Annotated in this window: 17 protein-coding genes; 7 read left to right on the top strand and 10 right to left on the bottom strand. The window is 66.1% G+C overall.

Annotated features, from left to right (window positions below; all coding sequences use genetic code 11):
- Nucleotides 1–151 precede the first annotated feature (151 nt).
- Both ACMG4O_RS01515 and ACMG4O_RS01520 read left to right on the top strand, forming a co-directional pair.
- The gene (locus tag ACMG4O_RS01515) at nucleotides 152–1270 is read left to right on the top strand and encodes an efflux RND transporter periplasmic adaptor subunit (protein WP_414434264.1); all 1119 of its coding nucleotides are present in this window, start codon (nucleotides 152–154) and stop codon (nucleotides 1268–1270) included.
- Between the two features lie 2 nt (nucleotides 1271–1272).
- Nucleotides 1273–4347 (top strand): efflux RND transporter permease subunit, encoded by a 3075-nt coding sequence (locus ACMG4O_RS01520; protein ID WP_414434265.1) that lies wholly within the window; start codon nucleotides 1273–1275, stop codon nucleotides 4345–4347.
- On the opposite strand, the gene ACMG4O_RS01525 is transcribed toward ACMG4O_RS01520, so the two are convergent.
- Nucleotides 4337–5086: a hypothetical protein gene (locus ACMG4O_RS01525; RefSeq protein WP_414434266.1), complete on the bottom strand. Its 750-nt coding sequence runs from the start codon at nucleotides 5084–5086 to the stop codon at nucleotides 4337–4339. The two genes, ACMG4O_RS01520 and ACMG4O_RS01525, sit on opposite strands and share 11 nt — an antisense overlap.
- Before the next feature lie 160 nt (nucleotides 5087–5246).
- Between ACMG4O_RS01525 and ACMG4O_RS01530 the strand changes: the two genes are divergently transcribed.
- The 4 genes from ACMG4O_RS01530 (at nucleotide 5247) to ACMG4O_RS01545 (ending at nucleotide 9347) form a co-directional block, all read left to right on the top strand.
- Nucleotides 5247–6002 (top strand): TSUP family transporter, encoded by a 756-nt coding sequence (locus ACMG4O_RS01530; protein ID WP_414434267.1) that lies wholly within the window; start codon nucleotides 5247–5249, stop codon nucleotides 6000–6002.
- Between the two features lie 77 nt (nucleotides 6003–6079).
- Nucleotides 6080–7471 (top strand): hypothetical protein, encoded by a 1392-nt coding sequence (locus tag ACMG4O_RS01535; protein WP_335629491.1) that lies wholly within the window; start codon nucleotides 6080–6082, stop codon nucleotides 7469–7471.
- Nucleotides 7468–8595: a zinc-dependent alcohol dehydrogenase family protein gene (locus ACMG4O_RS01540; protein ID WP_414434268.1), complete on the top strand. Its 1128-nt coding sequence runs from the start codon at nucleotides 7468–7470 to the stop codon at nucleotides 8593–8595. The genes ACMG4O_RS01535 and ACMG4O_RS01540 overlap by 4 nt, the downstream gene beginning before the upstream one ends.
- Complete coding sequence (locus ACMG4O_RS01545) at nucleotides 8595–9347, top strand: VOC family protein (RefSeq protein WP_414434269.1); 753 nt, start codon at nucleotides 8595–8597, stop codon at nucleotides 9345–9347. Before ACMG4O_RS01540 ends, ACMG4O_RS01545 begins: the two co-directional genes overlap by 1 nt.
- Nucleotides 9348–9356: 9 nt before the next feature.
- Here ACMG4O_RS01545 and ACMG4O_RS01550 read toward each other — a convergent pair whose 3' ends face one another.
- Nucleotides 9357–9746, bottom strand: a complete 390-nt coding sequence (locus tag ACMG4O_RS01550; protein WP_194855213.1) for a nuclear transport factor 2 family protein — start codon at nucleotides 9744–9746, stop codon at nucleotides 9357–9359.
- Nucleotides 9747–9827: 81 nt separating this feature from the next.
- Entirely contained in the window at nucleotides 9828–10739 is a 912-nt protein-coding gene (locus ACMG4O_RS01555; protein WP_142949188.1) for a recombination-associated protein RdgC, read from the bottom strand.
- A 252-nt stretch (nucleotides 10740–10991) separates the two neighbouring features.
- Here ACMG4O_RS01555 and ACMG4O_RS01560 point away from each other — a divergent pair, with 252 nt between their 5' ends.
- A complete protein-coding gene (locus ACMG4O_RS01560; RefSeq protein WP_142949189.1) occupies nucleotides 10992–12614 on the top strand; it encodes a long-chain-fatty-acid--CoA ligase in 1623 nt (540 codons plus the stop codon).
- A 64-nt stretch (nucleotides 12615–12678) separates the two neighbouring features.
- Here the strand turns inward: ACMG4O_RS01560 and ACMG4O_RS01565 are convergent, their stop codons facing one another.
- From ACMG4O_RS01565 to dctP, 7 genes are all read right to left on the bottom strand, one after another.
- The gene (locus ACMG4O_RS01565; RefSeq protein ID WP_142949190.1) at nucleotides 12679–13035 is read right to left on the bottom strand and encodes a YciI family protein; all 357 of its coding nucleotides are present in this window, start codon (nucleotides 13033–13035) and stop codon (nucleotides 12679–12681) included.
- 55 nt (nucleotides 13036–13090) lie between these two features.
- Nucleotides 13091–14335, bottom strand: a complete 1245-nt coding sequence (locus tag ACMG4O_RS01570; protein ID WP_414434270.1) for an RNA polymerase sigma factor — start codon at nucleotides 14333–14335, stop codon at nucleotides 13091–13093.
- Entirely contained in the window at nucleotides 14325–14723 is a 399-nt protein-coding gene (locus tag ACMG4O_RS01575) for a YciI family protein (protein ID WP_185956931.1), read from the bottom strand. Before ACMG4O_RS01575 ends, ACMG4O_RS01570 begins: the two co-directional genes overlap by 11 nt.
- A gap of 81 nt (nucleotides 14724–14804) precedes the next feature.
- Complete coding sequence (locus ACMG4O_RS01580) at nucleotides 14805–15365, bottom strand: gamma carbonic anhydrase family protein (protein WP_067611647.1); 561 nt, start codon at nucleotides 15363–15365, stop codon at nucleotides 14805–14807.
- A gap of 210 nt (nucleotides 15366–15575) precedes the next feature.
- On the bottom strand, nucleotides 15576–16886 hold the full coding sequence (locus ACMG4O_RS01585; protein WP_067611650.1) for a TRAP transporter large permease: 1311 nt from the start codon (nucleotides 16884–16886) through the stop codon (nucleotides 15576–15578).
- Complete coding sequence (locus tag ACMG4O_RS01590; RefSeq protein ID WP_194855216.1) at nucleotides 16883–17470, bottom strand: TRAP transporter small permease subunit; 588 nt, start codon at nucleotides 17468–17470, stop codon at nucleotides 16883–16885. Before ACMG4O_RS01590 ends, ACMG4O_RS01585 begins: the two co-directional genes overlap by 4 nt.
- A 76-nt stretch (nucleotides 17471–17546) precedes the next feature.
- The gene (gene dctP, locus ACMG4O_RS01595; RefSeq protein ID WP_194855217.1) at nucleotides 17547–18593 is read right to left on the bottom strand and encodes a TRAP transporter substrate-binding protein DctP; all 1047 of its coding nucleotides are present in this window, start codon (nucleotides 18591–18593) and stop codon (nucleotides 17547–17549) included.
- Nucleotides 18594–18689: the final 96 nt, after the last annotated feature.

The following is an 18689-nucleotide window of genomic DNA, read 5'->3' on the forward strand; positions in this document are numbered from 1 at the left end:
TCCAAACCTTCGGCCAAACAAATAGTGGCCCCAAGAGATAGTGGACCAAAGAGTTCAATAAACTTACTATACCGGCGAGTATAGCATTGCCCGGGGGCGGTCGGCGCCCTTTTTACGTCATTCCACAAACCATGCTCTGGGGGTTTCCGGCATGTCGCGTTATCCACTGCTCGCTCTACTGCCGTTGGCCTTGGTGATGGCCGCCTGTTCCCCGGCGGAGCCCGAAAGCGACACCAGCCCGCGTCCGGCCCTGGTGGTCCAGCCGGGTACCGGCGACGCCCTGCGCGATATTTACCCCGGCGAGGTGCGCGCCCGTTACGAGCCGGAGCTGGCGTTCCGCATCGGCGGCAAGATCAGCCGCCGCATGGTGACCGTGGGCGACCGGGTGGAAGCCGGCCAGCCGCTGGCGGAGCTGAACGCCGAGGACGTGCGGCTGGAGCTGGACGCGGCCCGCGCCCGGCTGGCCTCGGCCCGCTCGGACCAGCGGCTGGCGCGCAGCGAGCTGGAGCGCTACCGCACCCTGCTCGAGCGGCAGGTGATCAGCCAGTCCCAGTTCGATTCCGTGGAGAGCCGCGCCGAGGCCAGCGACGCCCAGCTGGAGCAGGCCCGCGCGCAGCTCAAGGTGGCCAGCAACCAGGCCGATTACGCGGTGCTGGAAGCGCCGGAAACCGGCGTCATCGCGCAACGTCTGGCGGAGGCCGGTCAGGTGGTGGCCGCCGGCCAGGCGGTGTTTGTGCTGGCGGTGGACGGCGACCGGGAAGTGGTCATCGATCTGCCGGAGCAGGATGTGAAGCGGTTCCAGGTGGGCGACGAGGTGGCCATCGAATTGTGGTCGCGCCCCGGCGAACCCTTCCCGGGACGCATCCGCGAGCTGGCGCCGGCGGCGGACCCGAGCTCGCGAACCTTCGAGGCCCGCGTCGCCTTCGACGACGACACCGCGGACGCCGAGCTGGGCCAGAGCGCGCGGGTGCTGGTGGACCACGCCAACGGCGGCGCCGATGTGCTCACGGTGCCGCTGGCGGCGGTCACCGCCGACCAGGGCGAAAGTTTCGTGTGGGTGGTGAACCCGGATGACGCCACGCTGGTGAAAACCCCGGTGCGCACCGGCGCCTACCGGGAAGACCGGGTGCCGGTGCTGGAGGGCCTGTCGGCGGACGACTGGGTGGTGGCCGCCGGCACCCAGGTGCTGCGTGAAGGGCAGAAGGTGCGCCCGGTGGACCGGCGGAACCGTCAGGTCAGCCTGGGTGACGGCCAGGAAGGTGGAGAGTAGCGATGCGCTTCAACCTTTCCGAATGGGCCCTGCGAAACCGTGCCCTGGTGCTCTATGCGATGATCCTGCTGGGCGCCCTGGGCGCCCTCTCCTATTCGCAGCTGGGCCAGAGCGAAGACCCGCCCTTCACCTTCAAGGTGATGGTGGTGAACACCGTCTGGCCGGGCGCCAGCGCCGAGGAGGTGAGCCGCCAGGTCACCGAACGCATCGAGAAGAAGCTGATGGAGACCGGCGACTACGACCGCATCACCTCGTTCTCCCGGCCCGGCCAGTCGCAGGTGCTGTTCGTGGCCCGCGACGACATGCACTCCTCGGAAATCCCCGACCTCTGGTACCAGGTGCGCAAGAAGGTCGGCGACATCAAGCACACCCTGCCCCCGGACGCCCAGGGGCCGTTCTTCAATGACGAGTTCGGCACCACCTTCGGCAACATCTACGCGCTCACCGGGCCCGGTTTCGACTACGCGCTGATGAAGGATTACGCCGAGCGCCTGCAGCTCGCCCTGCAGCGCGTGGAGGATGCCGGCAAGGTGGAGCTGGTGGGCGTCCAGGACGAGAAAATCTGGGTGGAGCTGTCCAACACCAAGCTGGCGTCCCTGGGCATTCCCATGGGCGCGGTGCAGCAGGCGCTGCAATCGCAGAACGCGGTGGCCCAGGCGGGCTTCTTCGAGACCCCCAGCGACCGGGTCCGCCTGCGGGTGTCCGGCCAGTTCCGGTCGGTGGAGGAGATCCGCCGTTTCCCCATCGACGTGAACGGCCGCACCCTGCGCCTGGGCGACATCGCCGAGGTGTTCCGCGGCTTCAGCGACCCGGCCGAACCGCGCATGCGCTTTCTGGGCGAAAACGCCATCGGCCTGGCGGTGTCGATGAAGGACGGCGGCGACATTCTCGCCCTGGGTGAAAACCTGGACGCCGAATTCAAGCGCCTGCAGGACACGCTGCCGGCGGGCCTGACGCTGAGCAAGGTGTCCGACCAACCGGCGGCGGTGGAGGCCGGCGTCGGCGAATTCGTGCAGGTGCTGATCGAAGCGCTGGTGATCGTGCTGCTGGTGAGCTTCTTCTCGCTGGGCGCGCGCACCGGCCTGGTGGTGGCGCTGTCGATTCCGCTGGTGCTGGCGATGACCTTCGCGCTGATGCACTACTTCCACATCGGCCTGCACAAGATCTCCCTGGGCGCGCTGGTGCTGGCGCTGGGCCTGATGGTGGACGACGCCATCATCGCCGTGGAGATGATGGCGATAAAAATGGAGCAGGGCTTCAGCCGCTTGAAGGCGGCCGGCTTCGCCTGGACCAGCACCGCCTTCCCGATGCTCACCGGCACGCTGATCACCGCCGCCGGCTTTCTGCCCATCGCCACCGCCGAGTCCGGCACCGGCGAATACACCCGCTCGATCTTCCAGGTGGTGACGCTGTCGTTGCTGGTGTCCTGGATCACCGCCGTGGTGTTCGTGCCCTACCTGGGCGACAAGCTGCTGCCGGAGCTGGCCCGCCGCGACGCCGACGGCAAGGTGCACGATCCCTATCAGAAACCCTTCTACCAGCGCTTCCGGCGGCTGGTGCTGTGGTGCGTGCGCTACCGCAAAACCGTGATCACCCTGACCCTGCTGATCTTCGTGGGCTCGCTGGCGCTGTTCCGGCTGGTGCCGCAGCAGTTCTTCCCGCCCTCGGCGCGGCTGGAGCTGATGGTGGATCTGAAGCTGCACGAGGGCGCCTCCCTGGAGGCCACCCAGGCGCAGACGGAACGGCTCGAGAAACTGCTCGACGACAACCCGGACATCGACCACTACGTGGCCTATGTGGGCGCCGGCTCGCCGCGCTTCTATCTGCCGCTGGACCAGCAGTTGCCGGCGGCCAGCTTCGCCCAGTTCGTGGTGCTCACCGACAGCATCGAACAGCGCGAGGAAATCCGCGCCTGGTTGATCGACACCATGCGCGAGCAGTTCCCCACCCTGCGCAGCCGGGTGTCGCGGCTGGAGAACGGCCCGCCGGTGGGCTACCCGATTCAGTTCCGCGTCTCCGGCGAGCACATTCCCAAGGTCCGTGAGCTGGCCCGCGACGTGGCCGCCGTGGTGCGCGACAACCCGGCGGTGACCAACGTGCATCTGGACTGGGAAGAGCCCAGCAAGGTGGTGCGCCTGAACGTGGACCAGGACCGCGCCCGCGCCCTGGGCGTGAATACCGCCGACCTGTCCCGGGCGCTGCAGAGCTCCCTGTCCGGCGTGGCGGTGAGCCAGTACCGCGAGGACAACGAGCTGATCGACGTGGAAGTGCGCGGCGACGCCCGCGAGCGCGAGGCTCTGGGGCAACTGGGCAACCTGGCGGTGCAGACCGAGACCGGCCGCAGCGTGCCGCTCAATCAGGTGGCGACCCTGGAGTACGGCTTCGAGGAAGGCATCATCTGGCACCGCAACCGGCTGCCCACGGTCACCGTGCGCGCCGACATCTACGGAGACGAGCAACCCGCCACCCTGGTCGGTCAGTTGCAGCCCAAGCTGCAGGGCGTGCGCGAGGCGCTGCCGCCGGGCTATCTGCTGGAGGTGGGCGGCACCGTGGAGGAATCCGCCCGCGGCCAGAGCTCGGTGAACGCCGGCCTGCCGCTGTTCGTGCTGGTGGTGATCACCCTGCTGATGCTGCAGCTGCGCCGCTTCTCGCTGACCACCATGGTGTTCCTCACCGCGCCGCTGGGTCTGATCGGCGTGACCCTGTTCCTGCTGCTGTTCGGCGAGCCGTTCGGCTTCGTGGCGATGCTCGGCACCATCGCGCTGACCGGCATGATCATGCGCAACTCGGTGATCCTGGTGGATCAGATCGAGCAGGACATCAGCCAGGGCCGCAGCCAGTGGGACGCGATCATCGAGTCCACGGTGCGCCGTTTCCGGCCCATCGCGCTGACCGCGCTGACCGCGGTGCTGGCGATGATTCCGCTGTCACGCAGCGACTTCTTCGGCCCCATGGCGGTGGCGATCATGGGCGGGCTGATCGTCGCCACCGCGCTGACCCTGCTGTTTCTGCCGGCGCTGTACGCGGCCTGGTTCCGGGTCAAGGAGACCCACAACGACGAGCCGGTTACTCAGTGAACCGGACCCCGTCGAGCACCGTCTGCAGCGTTTCCAGGGCCTCGGTCTGGCGGTCCGCCGCCTCGCCCTGGCCGCCGCTGCCGCGGGCAATCAGATCGATGGCGTAGCAGGACTCGGTGTAGGTGGCGCGGTAGCTGCGGATGGTGGTGTATTGGTCGCCTTCGGTGCGCGTCACGTCGAAGCGGGTGAACGCCACATCGTCGATGGTCTGCGTCTGCTTGCTCTCCTGGTCGACGCCCTCGGGCAGGTCCTTGCAGTGGGTGAGCGCCTTGGTATTGCGGCTGGCGCCGAGCTGAAAGCGCGCGTCCACCTCACCGGGTACTTTCAGGGTCAGCAGGCGCTGGCCCTCCCGGCCGTCGGCGAAGGCGTGCCATTGCGCCGTGTCCCCGGCCTCGCCGTCTTCAGTGGGCACCTGTTGCAGGGATTCCGGGTAGTTCACCGCAATGCGGAATCGGGTGTCGGTGAAGGTGGCGGCGTCCTCACCGGTGGCGGCGGCATCCGGTTGCTGGGCGGACTCATAACCGCCACCGGCCTCTTCCTCACTGCCGTCGGCGGGGCCGCCGGTTTGCTCGGCGCCGGTCTCTTCGCCGGGCCGGGATTCTTCAATGGGCGGATGCGGAACGGTCTCTTCGTCGTCCGCCGCCTTTTTGGCGTCGTCCTCGTCCGGCGGCTGGCAGCCGGCCAGGAATAACGTGCCGGTGAGCGCACCGGTGGCCAGTAAAACGGTGAGATTTCGCATGGTACTGCTCCTTTTCGGGTATCGGCTGCCGTCCTTGGGCAACCACGACTAACGCTTTTCATCCTACGCCCCGCCGCGCCGGACAACGCCCCCGCTTAACACTGTTTAACAGCGGCGGCGCCGTTCACGTTAAACTCGTGGCCTGGAAGGGAGGCGAAGCGTGGAACTGGAACTGTCGCTATTACTGATACTGGGTGGGGTCGCCCTGCTGGCGGGCTTTATCGATACCCTGGCCGGCGGCGGAGGCCTGCTGACCCTGCCGGCGCTGTTGCTGGCCGGACTGAACCCGGTAAACGCGCTCGCCACCAACAAGCTGCAGGGCACCTTCGGCTCCGGCATGGCCACCTTCATGCTGCTGCGCCGGCGGCGCTTCGCCGAAACGCTGGCGGGGCTGAGGCGTCCGTTCCTGTGGTCGCTGGGGGGCAGCGCCTTGGGCACGGTGCTGGTGCAGCTCACCGACAGCGACGCCCTGCAGGTGCTGGTGCCGGTGGTACTGGCGGTGATCGCGCTGTATTTCCTGTTCAGCCCCGGCGCCGGCAGCGTGACCCGGGCACCGCGCCTGTCCGCGCGCCTGTACGAGCGCACCGTGGTGCCGGTGATCGGCTTCTACGACGGCTTCTTCGGGCCGGGCACCGGTTCGTTTTTCTCGCTCACCGGCGTCGCCCTGCGCGGCCAGGATCTGATCACCGCCACCGCCCAGGCCAAGGCGCTGAACTTCGCCAGCAACATCGCCTCGCTGACGCTGTTCGTGGTCGGCGGCAAGGTGCTGTGGGTCACCGGCGCGGTGATGATCGCCGGCCAGATGGCCGGCGCCTGGCTCGGTTCCCACGCGGTGCTGCGCGGTGGCGCGCGTTTGATCCGGCCGTTGATCGTGATCGTCTGCCTGGCCATGCTGCTTCGCTATCTGTTCGGTTGAGCGCCGGTCGCTTGATTCCTGACCCACGGGTCATACACTGATGACGCCATAATACCAACGAGCTCGGGACCTTCTTCATGGGTGACACATCCAGGCGTGATTACCGTCGGCCGGACGGCGAGACCCTTTACTGGCCGATGGGCCCGTTCAAACTCCGTCTGCCCTTCCTGCATTACCGCTTCGAATGGCCCGATTATTTCCAGGGTCTGCTGATGTGCGCGGTGGATCTGGCCGCGATTCCGTTGATGACCGAACTGCTGGGCATGCCGTTCGAGGCGGCGCTGGCGGTGGTGCTTTTGAACGGCTTTCTCTACCTGTTGCACCACCTGCTGGGCGACCCGGTGGTGCCCGGCTGGATCACCCCGGCGATCCCTCTGTTGATGGCCTACTGCGCCAGTTTTCCGGAGGGCGAGGCCCGGGTGCATGCGCTGATCGCGTTTCAATTGTTACTGGGTGTGTTCTGCATCGGGCTGGGCGCCACCGGGTTATCCAGGCGGGTGGTGAGCCTGGTGCCGCCGGCGATCAAGGCGGGCATCATCATGGGCGCCGGCATCGCCGCGGTGATTTCGGTGTTCGAGGTGGGCGGCCGTTTCGAGAGCTTTCCGTGGACCATTTCCATCGCCATCGGCATCGCCTTCTATCTGATCTTCTCCAAGCACTTCGCGGTGCTGAAAACCCGCAATGCCTTCTGGTCCACCCTGGGCAAGCTGGGTATTTTTCCGATCATCGCCCTGGCCATCGTGCTGGCGCCGCTGTTCAGCGAAGCGCCCTGGCCGACCATCGAATGGGGCTTCACCACGCCGGACTTCGCCACCCTGTGGAACGAGTACACCGTGTTCGGCCTGGGCCTGCCGTCGCCGGAAATGTTCCTGCAAGCGATCCCCACCATGCTGGCGGCCTACATCGTGCTGTTCGGCGACGTGCTGCAGGGCAAGGCGCTGCTCAAGGAAGCGGACGCCAGCCGCCAGGATGAGAACGTGGACTACAACCCGGACCGCGCCCACATGATCTTCGGCGGCCGCAACGCCACCATGAGCATCATCGGCCCGGACGTGGCCATGTGCGGCCCGCTGTGGGCCGCCATGCACGTGGTGATCGTGGAGCGCTTCAAGGAAGGCCGCAAAGCGATGGATTCGATCTTCGGCGGCGCCGGCTCGTTCCGCTGGGGCACCAACACCGGCCTGCTGCTGATGCCGATTGTCAGCCTGGTGGAACCGATCCTGGGCGTGGCCCTGGCGCTGACGCTGCTGATCCAGGGCTACGTGAGCGTGCGCATCGGCATTCTCGAAGCGCGCAGCCAGCGCGACCTGGGCATCGCCGGGGTGGTCGCCGCGGTGCTTGCCACCAAGGGCGCCACCTGGGCGTTCGCCGTGGGCGTGGCGCTGTGCATCCTGATTTACGGTCGCCGCTTCTTCAGCGGCGAGAACGACCAGACCTTCACCAAGGACAACGACGAGGAAACGCAATGAAAACCCGTGCCGCAGTACTGCGTGAGATGGGCGCCCAGCGCCCGTTCAAGGACTCCCAGCCGCTGAAAATCGAAGAGGTGGAACTGGACGCCCCGGGCCACGGCGAGATTCTGGTGCGGGTGCGCGCCGCCGGCCTGTGCCACTCCGACCTGTCGGTGATCGACGGCAACCGGCCCCGGCCGCTGCCCATGGCGCTGGGCCACGAAGCCGCCGGCGAGGTGGTGGAAGTGGGCGCCGGCGTCGCCGATCTGGAAGTGGGCGACCATGTGGTGTTCTCGTTCGTGCCCAGCTGCGGCACCTGCGACTACTGCCTGGGGGGCCGCGCGGCGCTGTGCGCCCCCGGCGCCAAGGCCAACAACGACGGCGTGCTGCTGGGCGGCGACCGCCGCCTGCACCAGGGCGACGCCACCATCAACCACCACCTGGGTGTGTCCGGCTTCGCCGAACACGCAGTGACCTCGCGCCGTTCCGCGGTGAAGATTCCCAAGGACCTGCCGTTCGAGATCGCCGCCGTGTTCGGCTGCGCGGTGCTCACCGGCATGGGCGCGGTGGTGCACACCGCCGGCCTGCGCGCCGGCCAGTCGGTGCTGGTGGTGGGTCTGGGCGGCGTGGGCCTGTCCGCCGTGCTGGGAGCGGTGGCCGCCGGCGCCCGTCAGGTGATCGCCGCCGACATCGCCGAGGACAAGCTGGCGCTGGCCAAATCCATGGGCGCCACCCATGTGGTCAATTCCAAGGACGCGGACGCGGTGCAACAGGTCAAGGACATCAGCGGCGGCGGCGTGGACATCGCCGCCGAGTTCGCCGGTGTCGGCCCGGCGCTGGAATTCGCCTTCGCCGCCACCGGCAAGGGCGGCAGCACGGTCACCGCCGGCCTGCCCCACCCGGACACCCGCCTGGCGGTGAGCCCGGTGCAGATGGTGGCCGAGGAACGCCGCTTCCTGGGTTCCTACCTGGGCGGCCATGTGCCGGCGCTGGATATCCCCGAGTACATCGCGCTCTATCAGGCCGGCTGCCTGCCGGTGGACAAGCTGCTCACCCACCGCATGAAGCTGGAAGACATTAACGAAGGCTTCGACCGGCTGGCCGACGGCGACGCCATCCGCCAGGTGATTCTGTTCGATTGATGGCGACCCCGAGGCTGCGGCAGGTGTGCCTGGTGGCGCCGGCGCTGGCGGCGCCGGAGCGGGCACTGGCCGCCGTGCTCGGCGCGGCGCCCTGCCACCGGGACCCGCACCTGGCCCGCTACGGTCTGGAGAACGTGATCTTCCGGCTCGGCGACCGCTTTATCGAAATCGTCGCGCCGACCGAGGACGGCACCGCCGCCGGCCGCTTTCTGGATCGCAGCGGTGGCCGGGGCGGCTATATGGCGATCTTCGATTGCGAGGATCCGGAGCGCCGCGCCCGGGACGCGGAAGCGCTGGGGGTGCCGGTGGTGAACCGCCTGCGGGTGGACGCCTACCTGGGCGTGCAGTTGCACCCCAAAGGCTGCCGGGCGGCGATGATCGAGTTCAACCGCACCGACGGCGGCGCGGCCCTGGACGGGCCTTACTGGCCGGCCGGGCCCGACTGGCAGGCGGCGCCGTCACCGGATCCACCCTGCCGTCTGCACGCCGTCACCCTGGACAGCCCCACGCCCGGCGATCTGGCCGCCCACTGGGGAAGCCTGCTCGGTATAACGGTGGCGGACGATCACCGCGCCGATGCCGGCGGCGTGGCGCTGCGGTTCCAGCCCGGTCGGAAGGAGTGCCTGAGTGCGCTGTCACTGCGTAGCGCCGACCCGGACCTTCTGCTGGCACGGGCCGGAGCCGAGGGGCTGGCGGTGGATCGGGGCGGCTTTGAACTGGCCGGCGTGCGCTGGCAGCTCGAGCAAGGGTAACACCCGCGACTAGCCCAGCTTCTTGAGCATGGCGCCCATCATTTCGTGGATCTTATTGACCGCTTTCAGCGGTCGCACCATCACTTTGAAGTCGTCGATGCGGCCGTCTTCGTCGCAGTGGATCATATCGATGCCGTTGAGCTGGATGCCGTCCAGCACGGTGGTGAATTCCAGCACCGCGTTGCGGCCGTCGAGGATTTCCCGCTCATAGCGGAAATGCTCATTGTTGAGCGTGTGCAGGGCGGCGGTGAGGTACATTTTGGTGATCGCCTTACCTTCCTGCGGGGTGTGCACCACCGGCGAGTGGAACACCACGTTGTCGGCGAGGATATCGTTGAGCGCCTCGGCGTCCTTGGTGTCCACCAGCCGGTGCCAGCGTTCGATGGTCTGCTCGATCATGTCGGGCCCTGAATGTTGTTGTTGGAGAGCCCAACATAGCCCGGCGGGGAAGCCGGGCGCCATGGTGGTTTGCGTCGAGAATCAGGCGGCGCCGATGCTCTCGGCTTTCACTTCGAAGTAGTCGTACAGGCTGTCCAGGGCGGCGCGCAGGGTGGCGCCCTGCAGGCTGAGGCGGGCCATCAGCTCTTCCAGGGCGTCCTCGGCGTTGATGTTGTCGATGTTCTCCTGGATCAGGTCCAGCGGCTTGAGCCGCTTGATGGCCAGGTCCTGCTGCAGGTCGAATTCCATTTCGTCGTTCCAGCACAGGTTCACCTTCACCGCCGCCAGCTGTTCCAGGTGGGCGAGGATTTCCTCGCGGCTCAGGTCCAGGGCGGTGATGCGCACGCTGGCGCCGTCGCCGTCCTTGAACTCGCAGCGGTCGCCGATGGTGAACCCCTCCGGCAGCGACGCCGGGTCGCGCAGCCATTCGCCGAAGGCGGCGGTGGTGGCGCTGGCCGCGGTGGGCCGGGTCACCGGCAGGGAGTCCACCGCCTTGCGCAGGGCGGCGACGATCTGCTCGGCGCGGCTGTCCGAGGCGCTGTCCACCAGGATGCGGCGGCGCTCCAGGTCGATCAGCACGCCGGTGCGGCGCGAGCGAGTGAAGGCGCGCGGCAGCAGCTCGAAGGTGATCTGGTCCTTCAGCTCGGCGCGCTCACGGCGGCCCACCGGGCGGCCTTCCTGCTCGCGGATCTGTTCCACCTTTTCGTCCAGTTCTTCCTTGATCACCGGCCCGGGCAGCAGGCGGGCGATCTCCTGGTGCACGCAGTAGAGGAAGCCGTCCGCCACCACCACCATGCGGTCTTCGCCCTTGAGCGGCGGCACGAAACCTTCACTGCTCAGGCTCTGGCGGCCGCAGGGCGGGCAGCGGTGCTGCTCGAGGCGCTCCTCCAGTTCCGCCGCCGACCAGGGGAAGGGCTCCGCGCCCAGGAAAACGGTGAGGTTCTTGATCCACATAGATAAGGGGTATCCGGAAACGTAGGGTTGGCAAAGGGCGCTCACATTAGCCCAGGGCCACAGCGCTCTCAAGGGCACGGTTGGGTCAAGCGAACTTATTCAGTTTCCGGCCACGAACACGTTTCCTTCACGACGTCGCGACTGCCGGTCCTTGAAGGTACCCAGTTGAAGCGAATTTATTTGACATGGCACGGGGATATCGCAAACCTCGGTAGCCGAAAACAACAACCGCCAAGCCTCGGGAGAGAAAACATGCTAGGCCAAATGATGAACCAGCCGCTGTTGATCAGCGCACAGATCGCCCACGCCGCCCGCTACCACGCCGATGGAGAGATCGTCTCCGTGGAGACCACCGGCGGCCTCCACCGCACCAACTGGGGCGAAGTGGAACGGCGGTCCCGCCAGCTGGGTTCGGCGCTGCTGGGCCTGGGCCTGAAACAGAGCGACCGGGTCGCCACCCTGGCCTGGAACAACTACCGCCACCTGGAAGCCTATTTCGGTGTGTCCGGTGCCGGCCTGGTGTGCCACACCATCAACCCGCGCCTGTTCCCGGAACAGTTGGTGTATATCCTCAACCACGCCCAGGACCGCGTCCTGCTCATCGACAAGACCTTCCTGCCGCTGATCGCGGCGATCAAGGACAAGCTGGAACACCTGGAGCACGTGGTGCTGCTGAGCGGCGAAGACGCCGAAGCCGCCGAGAAAGTGCCCGGCATCAAGTTCTACGACGACCTGGTGGATTCCGGCAACGCCGATTTCCAATGGCCGGAATTCGATGAGAACACCGCCTCCAGCCTGTGCTACACCTCCGGCACCACCGGCAACCCGAAAGGCGCCCTCTACTCGCACCGCTCCACGGTGCTGCACTCCATGGCCGTGGCGCTGCCGGACAGCCTGGATCTTTCCGCCCGGGATTGCCTGATGCCGGTGGTGCCGATGTTCCATGTGAACGCCTGGGGCATCCCCTACGCCGCCGCCATGGTGGGCAGCAAGATGGTGCTGCCCGGCCCGGGTCTGGACGGCGACAGCCTGAAGAACCTGATCAACAGCGAAAACGTGACCTGCGCCGCCGGCGTACCGACGCTGTGGCAGGGTCTGATCGGCGCGCTCAAGAAAGCCAACGAGAAGGTGCCCAGCCTGACCCGCACCGTGATCGGCGGCTCCGCCTGCCCGCCGTCCATGATCGCCACCTTCCGTGACGACTACGGCGTGGACACGCTGCACGCCTGGGGCATGACCGAAATGAGCCCGGTGGGCTCGGTGAGCACCCTGCTGCACAAGCACACCCAGCTGTCCGAGGAAGAGCAGGCCGCGATTCGCGCCAAACAGGGCCGCCCGCCGTTCGGCGTGGACCTGCGCATCGCCGACGCCGACGGCAACGAGCTGCCCATGGACGGCGAAACCCAGGGTGACCTGTACGCCAAGGGCCACTGGGTGATCAGCGCCTACTTCAACGTGGACGCCGAGCCGCCGCACGTGGACGGCTGGTTCCCCACCGGCGACATCGCCACCCTGGATGAGAACGGCATCGTCACCATCAAGGACCGCTCCAAGGACGTGATCAAGTCCGGCGGCGAGTGGATCAGCTCCGTGGAGCTGGAGAACATCGCCGTGGGCATGCCGGAACTGGCCGACGCCGCGGTGATCGCCGCCACCCACAAAAAGTGGGACGAGCGCCCGCTGCTGATCGCCGTGAAGGCGGAAGGTCAGGACCCGTCCGAAAAGGACATCCTGGCCGGCTACGAGGGCAAGATCGCCTCCTGGCAGCTGCCCGACGCGGTGGTGTTCGTGGACGAACTGCCGCGCAACGCCACCGGCAAGGTGCTCAAGAACAAGCTCCGCGATCAGTACGGCGACTACCTGATCAAAGAGTAAGCTGCGGCGTTAAGCCCGTTACGCCGCGCCCCCTGGGGCGCGGCGTCTTCCTTACCTTCTCCGTTTACCCTTCCCCGTTCACCTGAAGCTCTCTGACCGGCCGCACTTCGATACTGCCGACCCGGGCCGGGGGAATGTTCTCAGCGATGCGGATGGCCTCGTTCAAATCGCGGGCGTCGACCAGGTAAAAGCCGGTGAGCTGTTCCTTGGTCTCCGCGAAGGGACCGTCGGTGACCGACGTCTTGCCGTCACGCACCCGCACCGTAACCGCGCTGCGGACCGGCTCCAGGGGTTCGCCGCCGAGCATGTGGCCGCTTTCCGCCAGCGAGTCCGCGTAGGCCTGGCATTCGTCGTCCTCGGGACTGTCGGGCAGGCTGTGCAGCGAGGCTTCCTCGGCGTACACCAGACACAGGTATTTCATCGGTACTCTCCTTGGCCTTATCGGCCTTATTGATGGGTGGATTATCCCTGGTCGTTCAGCGGGCGGCGGATTCAACATCCAGCGCCGCCAGCCGCTTTTCCAGGAAGGCGCGCTGGGCGCCCTGCTGGCACAGCGCCAGCGCCTCGCGGTAGCCAGCGCGGGCCTCTTCGATGTGGCCGGCACGGCGACAAAGGTCCGCCCGCGCGGCCCGGGCCAGGTAGTAGCCGTCCAGGCCGCCGTCGGCGAGCAGTCCGTCGATCAGCGCCAGCCCGGCCTCGGGGCCGTCGCGCATGGCCACCGCCACCGCCCGGTTGAGCGCCACCACCGGCGACGGCGCGGCGCGCAGCAGCACGTCGTAGAGCCCCACGATCTGTTCCCAGTCGGTGTCCTCGGGACGGGCCGCCTCGGCGTGCACGGCGGCGATCGCCGCCTGCAGGCTGTAGGGCCCGAAGCGACGCGAACGCAGCGCCTGCTCCACCAGTTTCTCGCCCTCGGCGATCAAGACCCGGTCCCACAGCGTCCGGTCCTGGTCGTCCAGCAGCACCGGGTCGCCGGCGGCGTCGGTGCGCGCCGCCCGGCGCGCCTCGGTGAGCAGCATCAGCGCCAGCAGGCCGGCCACTTCCGGCTCCGGCAGCAAGGACAGCAGCAGACGGCCCAGCCGCAGGGCCTCGCTGGACAGATCGGCGCGGGTCGGCGCGTCACCGGACGACGGGAAGTAGCCTTCGTTGAACACCAGGTAGATCACCTGAAGCACGCTGTCGAGCCGCTCCGCCAGCTCGCTTTTCTCAGGCACCCGGTAGGGGATGCCGGCGTCACGGATCTTGGCCTTGGCACGCACGATGCGCTGGGCCACGGTGGGCGTGGGCGTGAGGAAGGCGCTGGCGATCTCCTCGGTGGTGAGATCGCAGACTTCGCGCAGTGTCAGCGCCACCCGCGCCTGCTCGGACAGCGCCGGGTGGCAGCAGGTGAAGATCAAACGCAACCGGTCGTCCTCGACGCTCAGGTCCAGGTCCGGCATTTCGGTGGCCTGCTCGAAGCGCAGCGCCAGCTCTTCCAGGGAGGCGTCGAAGCGGGCGCGGCGGCGCAGCCGGTCGATGGCTTTAAAGCGCCCGGCACTGATCAGCCAGGCGCGCGGATTGTCGGGCACCCCGTCCACGGGCCATTGCGTGACCGCCGCGGTGAAGGCGTCCTGCAGCGCCTCTTCGGCCAGATCGAAATCGCCCAGCAGACGGATCAAGGTGGCCAGCACCCGGCGTGATTCCTCCCGGTACAGGGCTTCGATATGACGGCTAATCGACAAACGCTTCCCTCCCTTGAGCGTCCCCCTGGCGACTCCAGGGCGCCGGCTCGCTGAGCGGGCGCACCTCCACGCAGCCCAGTCGCACCAGCGGCAGGCCGGCGGCCAGCCGCAACGCCTGGTCCAGGTCGCGGGCGCGCAGCAGCACCACCAGCGCCAGTTGCTGGTCCCCGGGAACGGCGGCGCCGTCGCGCAACCGCAGGCCGCCGTCGCGGTGGCGCAGGGTGGTCGCCAGCCGCGCCGACGGCAACCACTGGCCCCACTGATAGTGCTGCTCGGTGATCAGGGCTTGCCGGTAGTCGCAGGTCTTCGCCAGCAGAGTATCCCGCTCGGCGCGCGGCAGTGACGCCAACCGGTTCTCATCCACGTACACCAGGCAAATATAATCCATCTCGATTCTCCGGGAGCAAACGCCATTGGGCATCGATACTCCACAGTCGAACCGGCGGACGTCGTTTCGACAGCGCCGGGATCACTCCGCCTCGCCCACCTCCCGGCGCAGCTGCTGGAAGAAATCCGGCTGCGCCCAGGCGCGAAAGTCGCCCCGTTGATAGGCGAGCGCGTTCTTGTAGTAGGCGAGCGCGTTGATCCGGTTGGGCTCGCCGCAGTCGCGGGTTTTCACCACCCGGCCCGGCGCGCCCATGACAATGGAGTTGTCGGGAATCTCGGTGCCCTCTTTCAGAAAAGTATGGCCGGCGATGATGCAGTTATCGCCGATCACGCAACCGTCCATGATGGTGCTGTTGATACCCACCAGGCAGTTGTCGCCGATGGTGCAGCCGTGCAGCGTCACATGGTGGGTGATCGAGCAGTAATCGCCGATGCGCGTGCCGGTGTGGTTGCCGATATGCACCATGACGAAATCCTGCAGGTTGGTGTAGCGGCCGATGCGGATGTCATAGAGCTCGGCGCGCAGCGCGGCGTTGATCCACACCGAGGCGCCTTCCGCCAGTTCGATGTCGCCGTACAGCCAGGCGGACTCATGGATATAGGCGGCCTGGTCGGTGCGCGCCTGGGGGTCGATGTAGCCCACTTCTCTCTCCCGGGTTTTTATTGTGTCCGGGAGTATGGCAAACGGGTGCTACGGCGGGTAGGTTTGTGGGAGCTTGCCTGCAAGCGAAAGGGCGCGGAGCGCCCGGCAGGATTCCAGAGACCTTGAAAAGAGGAACAACAACGCCTCTGGTATCCTGCCGGGTGGCTAAGGCCACCCTTTCGCGGGCTGGGCCCGCTCCCACAAACGCGGTCAGAACATCAGGTCGGGCAGATAGGTCGCGATCTCCGGGAAGATCATGATCAGCGCCAGGCCGACGATCTCCACCAGCACGAACGGAATCACCGACACATAGATGTCCTTCATGGTGATACTCGGCGGCACCACGCCCTTCAGATAGAACAGGTTAAACCCGAAGGGTGGCGTCATGTAGCCGATCTCCATGTTGATCACGAACAGGATGCCGAACCACACCGGGTCGAAGCCCATGGACTGCACGATGGGCAGGAACACCGGCAGCGTGATCAGCATGATGCCGACCGGGTCCAGCACCATGGCCAGGAAGAACACGATCACCATCATGGTGATGATGACGGCCCAGGGGCCACCCGGGATGCCGGTGATCATGCCTTCGATCAGCTCCTGCGCGCCCATGCTCTGGTAGGCGGCACTGAACGCGTGGGCGGCGAACAGAATCCACATGATCATACCGGTGAGCTTGAAGGTGCGGATCGAGGCGTCGCGCATCAGTTCCCAGGAGAACTTGCGGTACACCAGCGCCGACACCAGCGCGCCGAATACGCCCACGGCGGCCGCTTCGGTGGGCGTGGTGACGCCGGCGATGATCGAGCCCAGGGTCACCACCACGATGATGATGGGCAGGATCACGGCGCGCAGGGCGAGCATTTTTTCTCGCCAGGAGGCGCGCTCGTCCTTAGGCAGGGCCGGGGCCAGATGCGGCTGGAAGTAGCAGCGCACGATGATGTAGATGCAGGTCAGCACCATCAGCAGGATGCCCGGCAGCACGCCGGCGGCAAACATCTGCCCCACGGACACGCCGGTGATCAGCGAATAGAGGATCATCAGGATGCTGGGTGGAATCAGAATGCCCCAGCCGCCACCGGTGTTGATGCAGCCGAGCACCATGCGCTTGTCGTAGCCGCGCTCGAGCATGGACGGCAGCGCGATGGTGCCCATGGCCACCACGGCGGCGCCGGAGATGCCGCACATGGCGGCGAAGATAGCGCAGATACCCAGGGTGCCGATGGCCAGGCCGCCGCGCAGGCCGCCCCACCACAGGTACATCATGCGGTAGAGGTCCTTGGCCACGCCGGTGCGTTCCAGCACCATCGCCATGAACACGAACAGCGGTATCGCCACCAGGGTGAAGTTGCCCATGGTGCTCCATATCTGCGAAGCGACCATGTAGAAGGCGTCCGGGCCCCAGGTGAAATACAGGAAGATCACCGAGACCCCGCCCAGCACGAAGGCCAGCGGCAGGCCGAGCACCAGGAAGAACAGCAGCGAGCCGAAGAACAGCAGGGTAATCATTTCGATGCTCATCGGTGCTGCTCCTTCACATCGGCTTCGATGTTGTCGGCGACACCTTCACCGTCGTCGAGACCGTCTTTCAATACGTCGGCGTACCGCGGGTTGATGGCCACGGCGATGTCACGCAGCAGCTTCACGGTGCCCTGCAGCAACACCAGCGTCACCGCCAGCGGGATAAAGGCCTTGACCGGCCATACCGGCGGGTTCCAGGCGGAATAGGTGGTTTCCTGGCCCTGGAAGGATTCCCAGGCCATGGACGTACCGAAATACAAAAACGCGAGAATAAAAATGTAGAACACCACGGAGGTGAACACATCGATCACCGCCTGAACGCGCGGCGAAAAATGGGAATACAACAGGTCCACGTTGACGTGACCCCGGTGCGCCATCACATAACCGCCCGCCATGATCGAATAGATGGCGAACAGGAACTGGGCGAACTCGGTGGTCCAGACCGTGGGGGCGTCAAACAGGTAACGGCAAATGACCTCGAACAGAAGCAAAGCAGTCATGGCGAAGATCAGATGGGCGATCCAGCGGCCAAGAAAGTCGTTCAGGCGGGTCACCCCGTTTATCAGCGTCTGCAGGAAGGACATGATTCCTCCGCGGGGGGCTCAATAGTCGGACAATAAAAGGGGGAGCCGCATGGCTCCCCCGGGGCGCTCTCGGGTGTTACAGGTAGCCGAGATCGGACAGGAAGCCTTTCAGCTTCTCAACCACTTCGGCGGCCTTGTCGCTACGCTTGGCTTCCTCGTCCCACATTTTCTGGGCGGTTTTAGCCAGCTTGTCTTGCACGTCCTGGGGCATGGTGTTGATCTGCACGTCCTGCTCGGCCATTACCTTGGCCAGCGTGATGCGCTCTTTGTAGAGGTATTCGCTGGTGCGAATCCAGAACTGCTCGTTGAGCGAATCCTTGACGATCTTGGCCATGCCTTCGGGCAGCTTGTCCAGCGCCTTCTGGCTGACAATGAAGGCGTCGGTACCGGCGATGTTCAGAGCCGGCTGTACGTGGTACTTGGCCACTTCGTAGAGACCCATGCTGGCGGCACCCTGGGCGGCGCCCCAGTGCGCACCGTCAACCACGCCGCTGGACAACGCCTGATACAGCTCGCCGCCCGGGATGTAGGTGCCCGCCGCGCCGGCTTCACTGAGGAACTTCTGCAGCGCGCCGGAAGAGCGGATCTTCAGGGAAGTGAAATCATCCCAGCTTTCGATCGGCTTCTTCACCACCATTTCGGTGGGGTACACCTTGTCGGTGGAGTAGTAGACGTTGTGCTTGGCCGCTTCCTCACGAAGCATGTCTTCAAAGCCCATGTTCTTGTGGAAGTAAGCCGCTTCCCAGACGTTGCGGAACGCGAACGGCAGGCCCGAGGCGATACCGGCCAGGCTCATCTTGTCCTGGGCATACGCCGGGGAGATGGTGCCCATCTGAATCACGCCACGGCTGACCGCGTTAAAGGTCTCCTGGGCCTTGAACAGAGCGCCGGCTTCGTAAAGCTCGAGCTCCAGTTTGCCGTCGGTGCGCTCTTCCAACACCCGCTTGATACGCTTGAGGCTGTCCTCGTAGGAGCTGCTGGAACCGGGCCAGTGCGACTGCACTTTCCAGGTGATGGTGTCCTCCGCGGCCTGGGCCAGGGGAGAGAAGACCGTGGCTGTCGCGAAAGCCAGAGCCGAACCGCCGATCATCAATTGCTTGCGGAATACGCTGAGCAGAGTCATGGAAAACTCCTGTTGTTGTTGTGCTGCTTATCTCACAAATTCCGCATGGTTATTTCGCATAGCGGAATAGCGAGGGCGTAAAATGAAACCAGGATC

It is taken from the genome of Alloalcanivorax venustensis, assembly GCF_047495515.1.
GTDB classification, from domain to species: Bacteria; Pseudomonadota; Gammaproteobacteria; order Pseudomonadales; family Alcanivoracaceae; genus Alloalcanivorax; species Alloalcanivorax venustensis.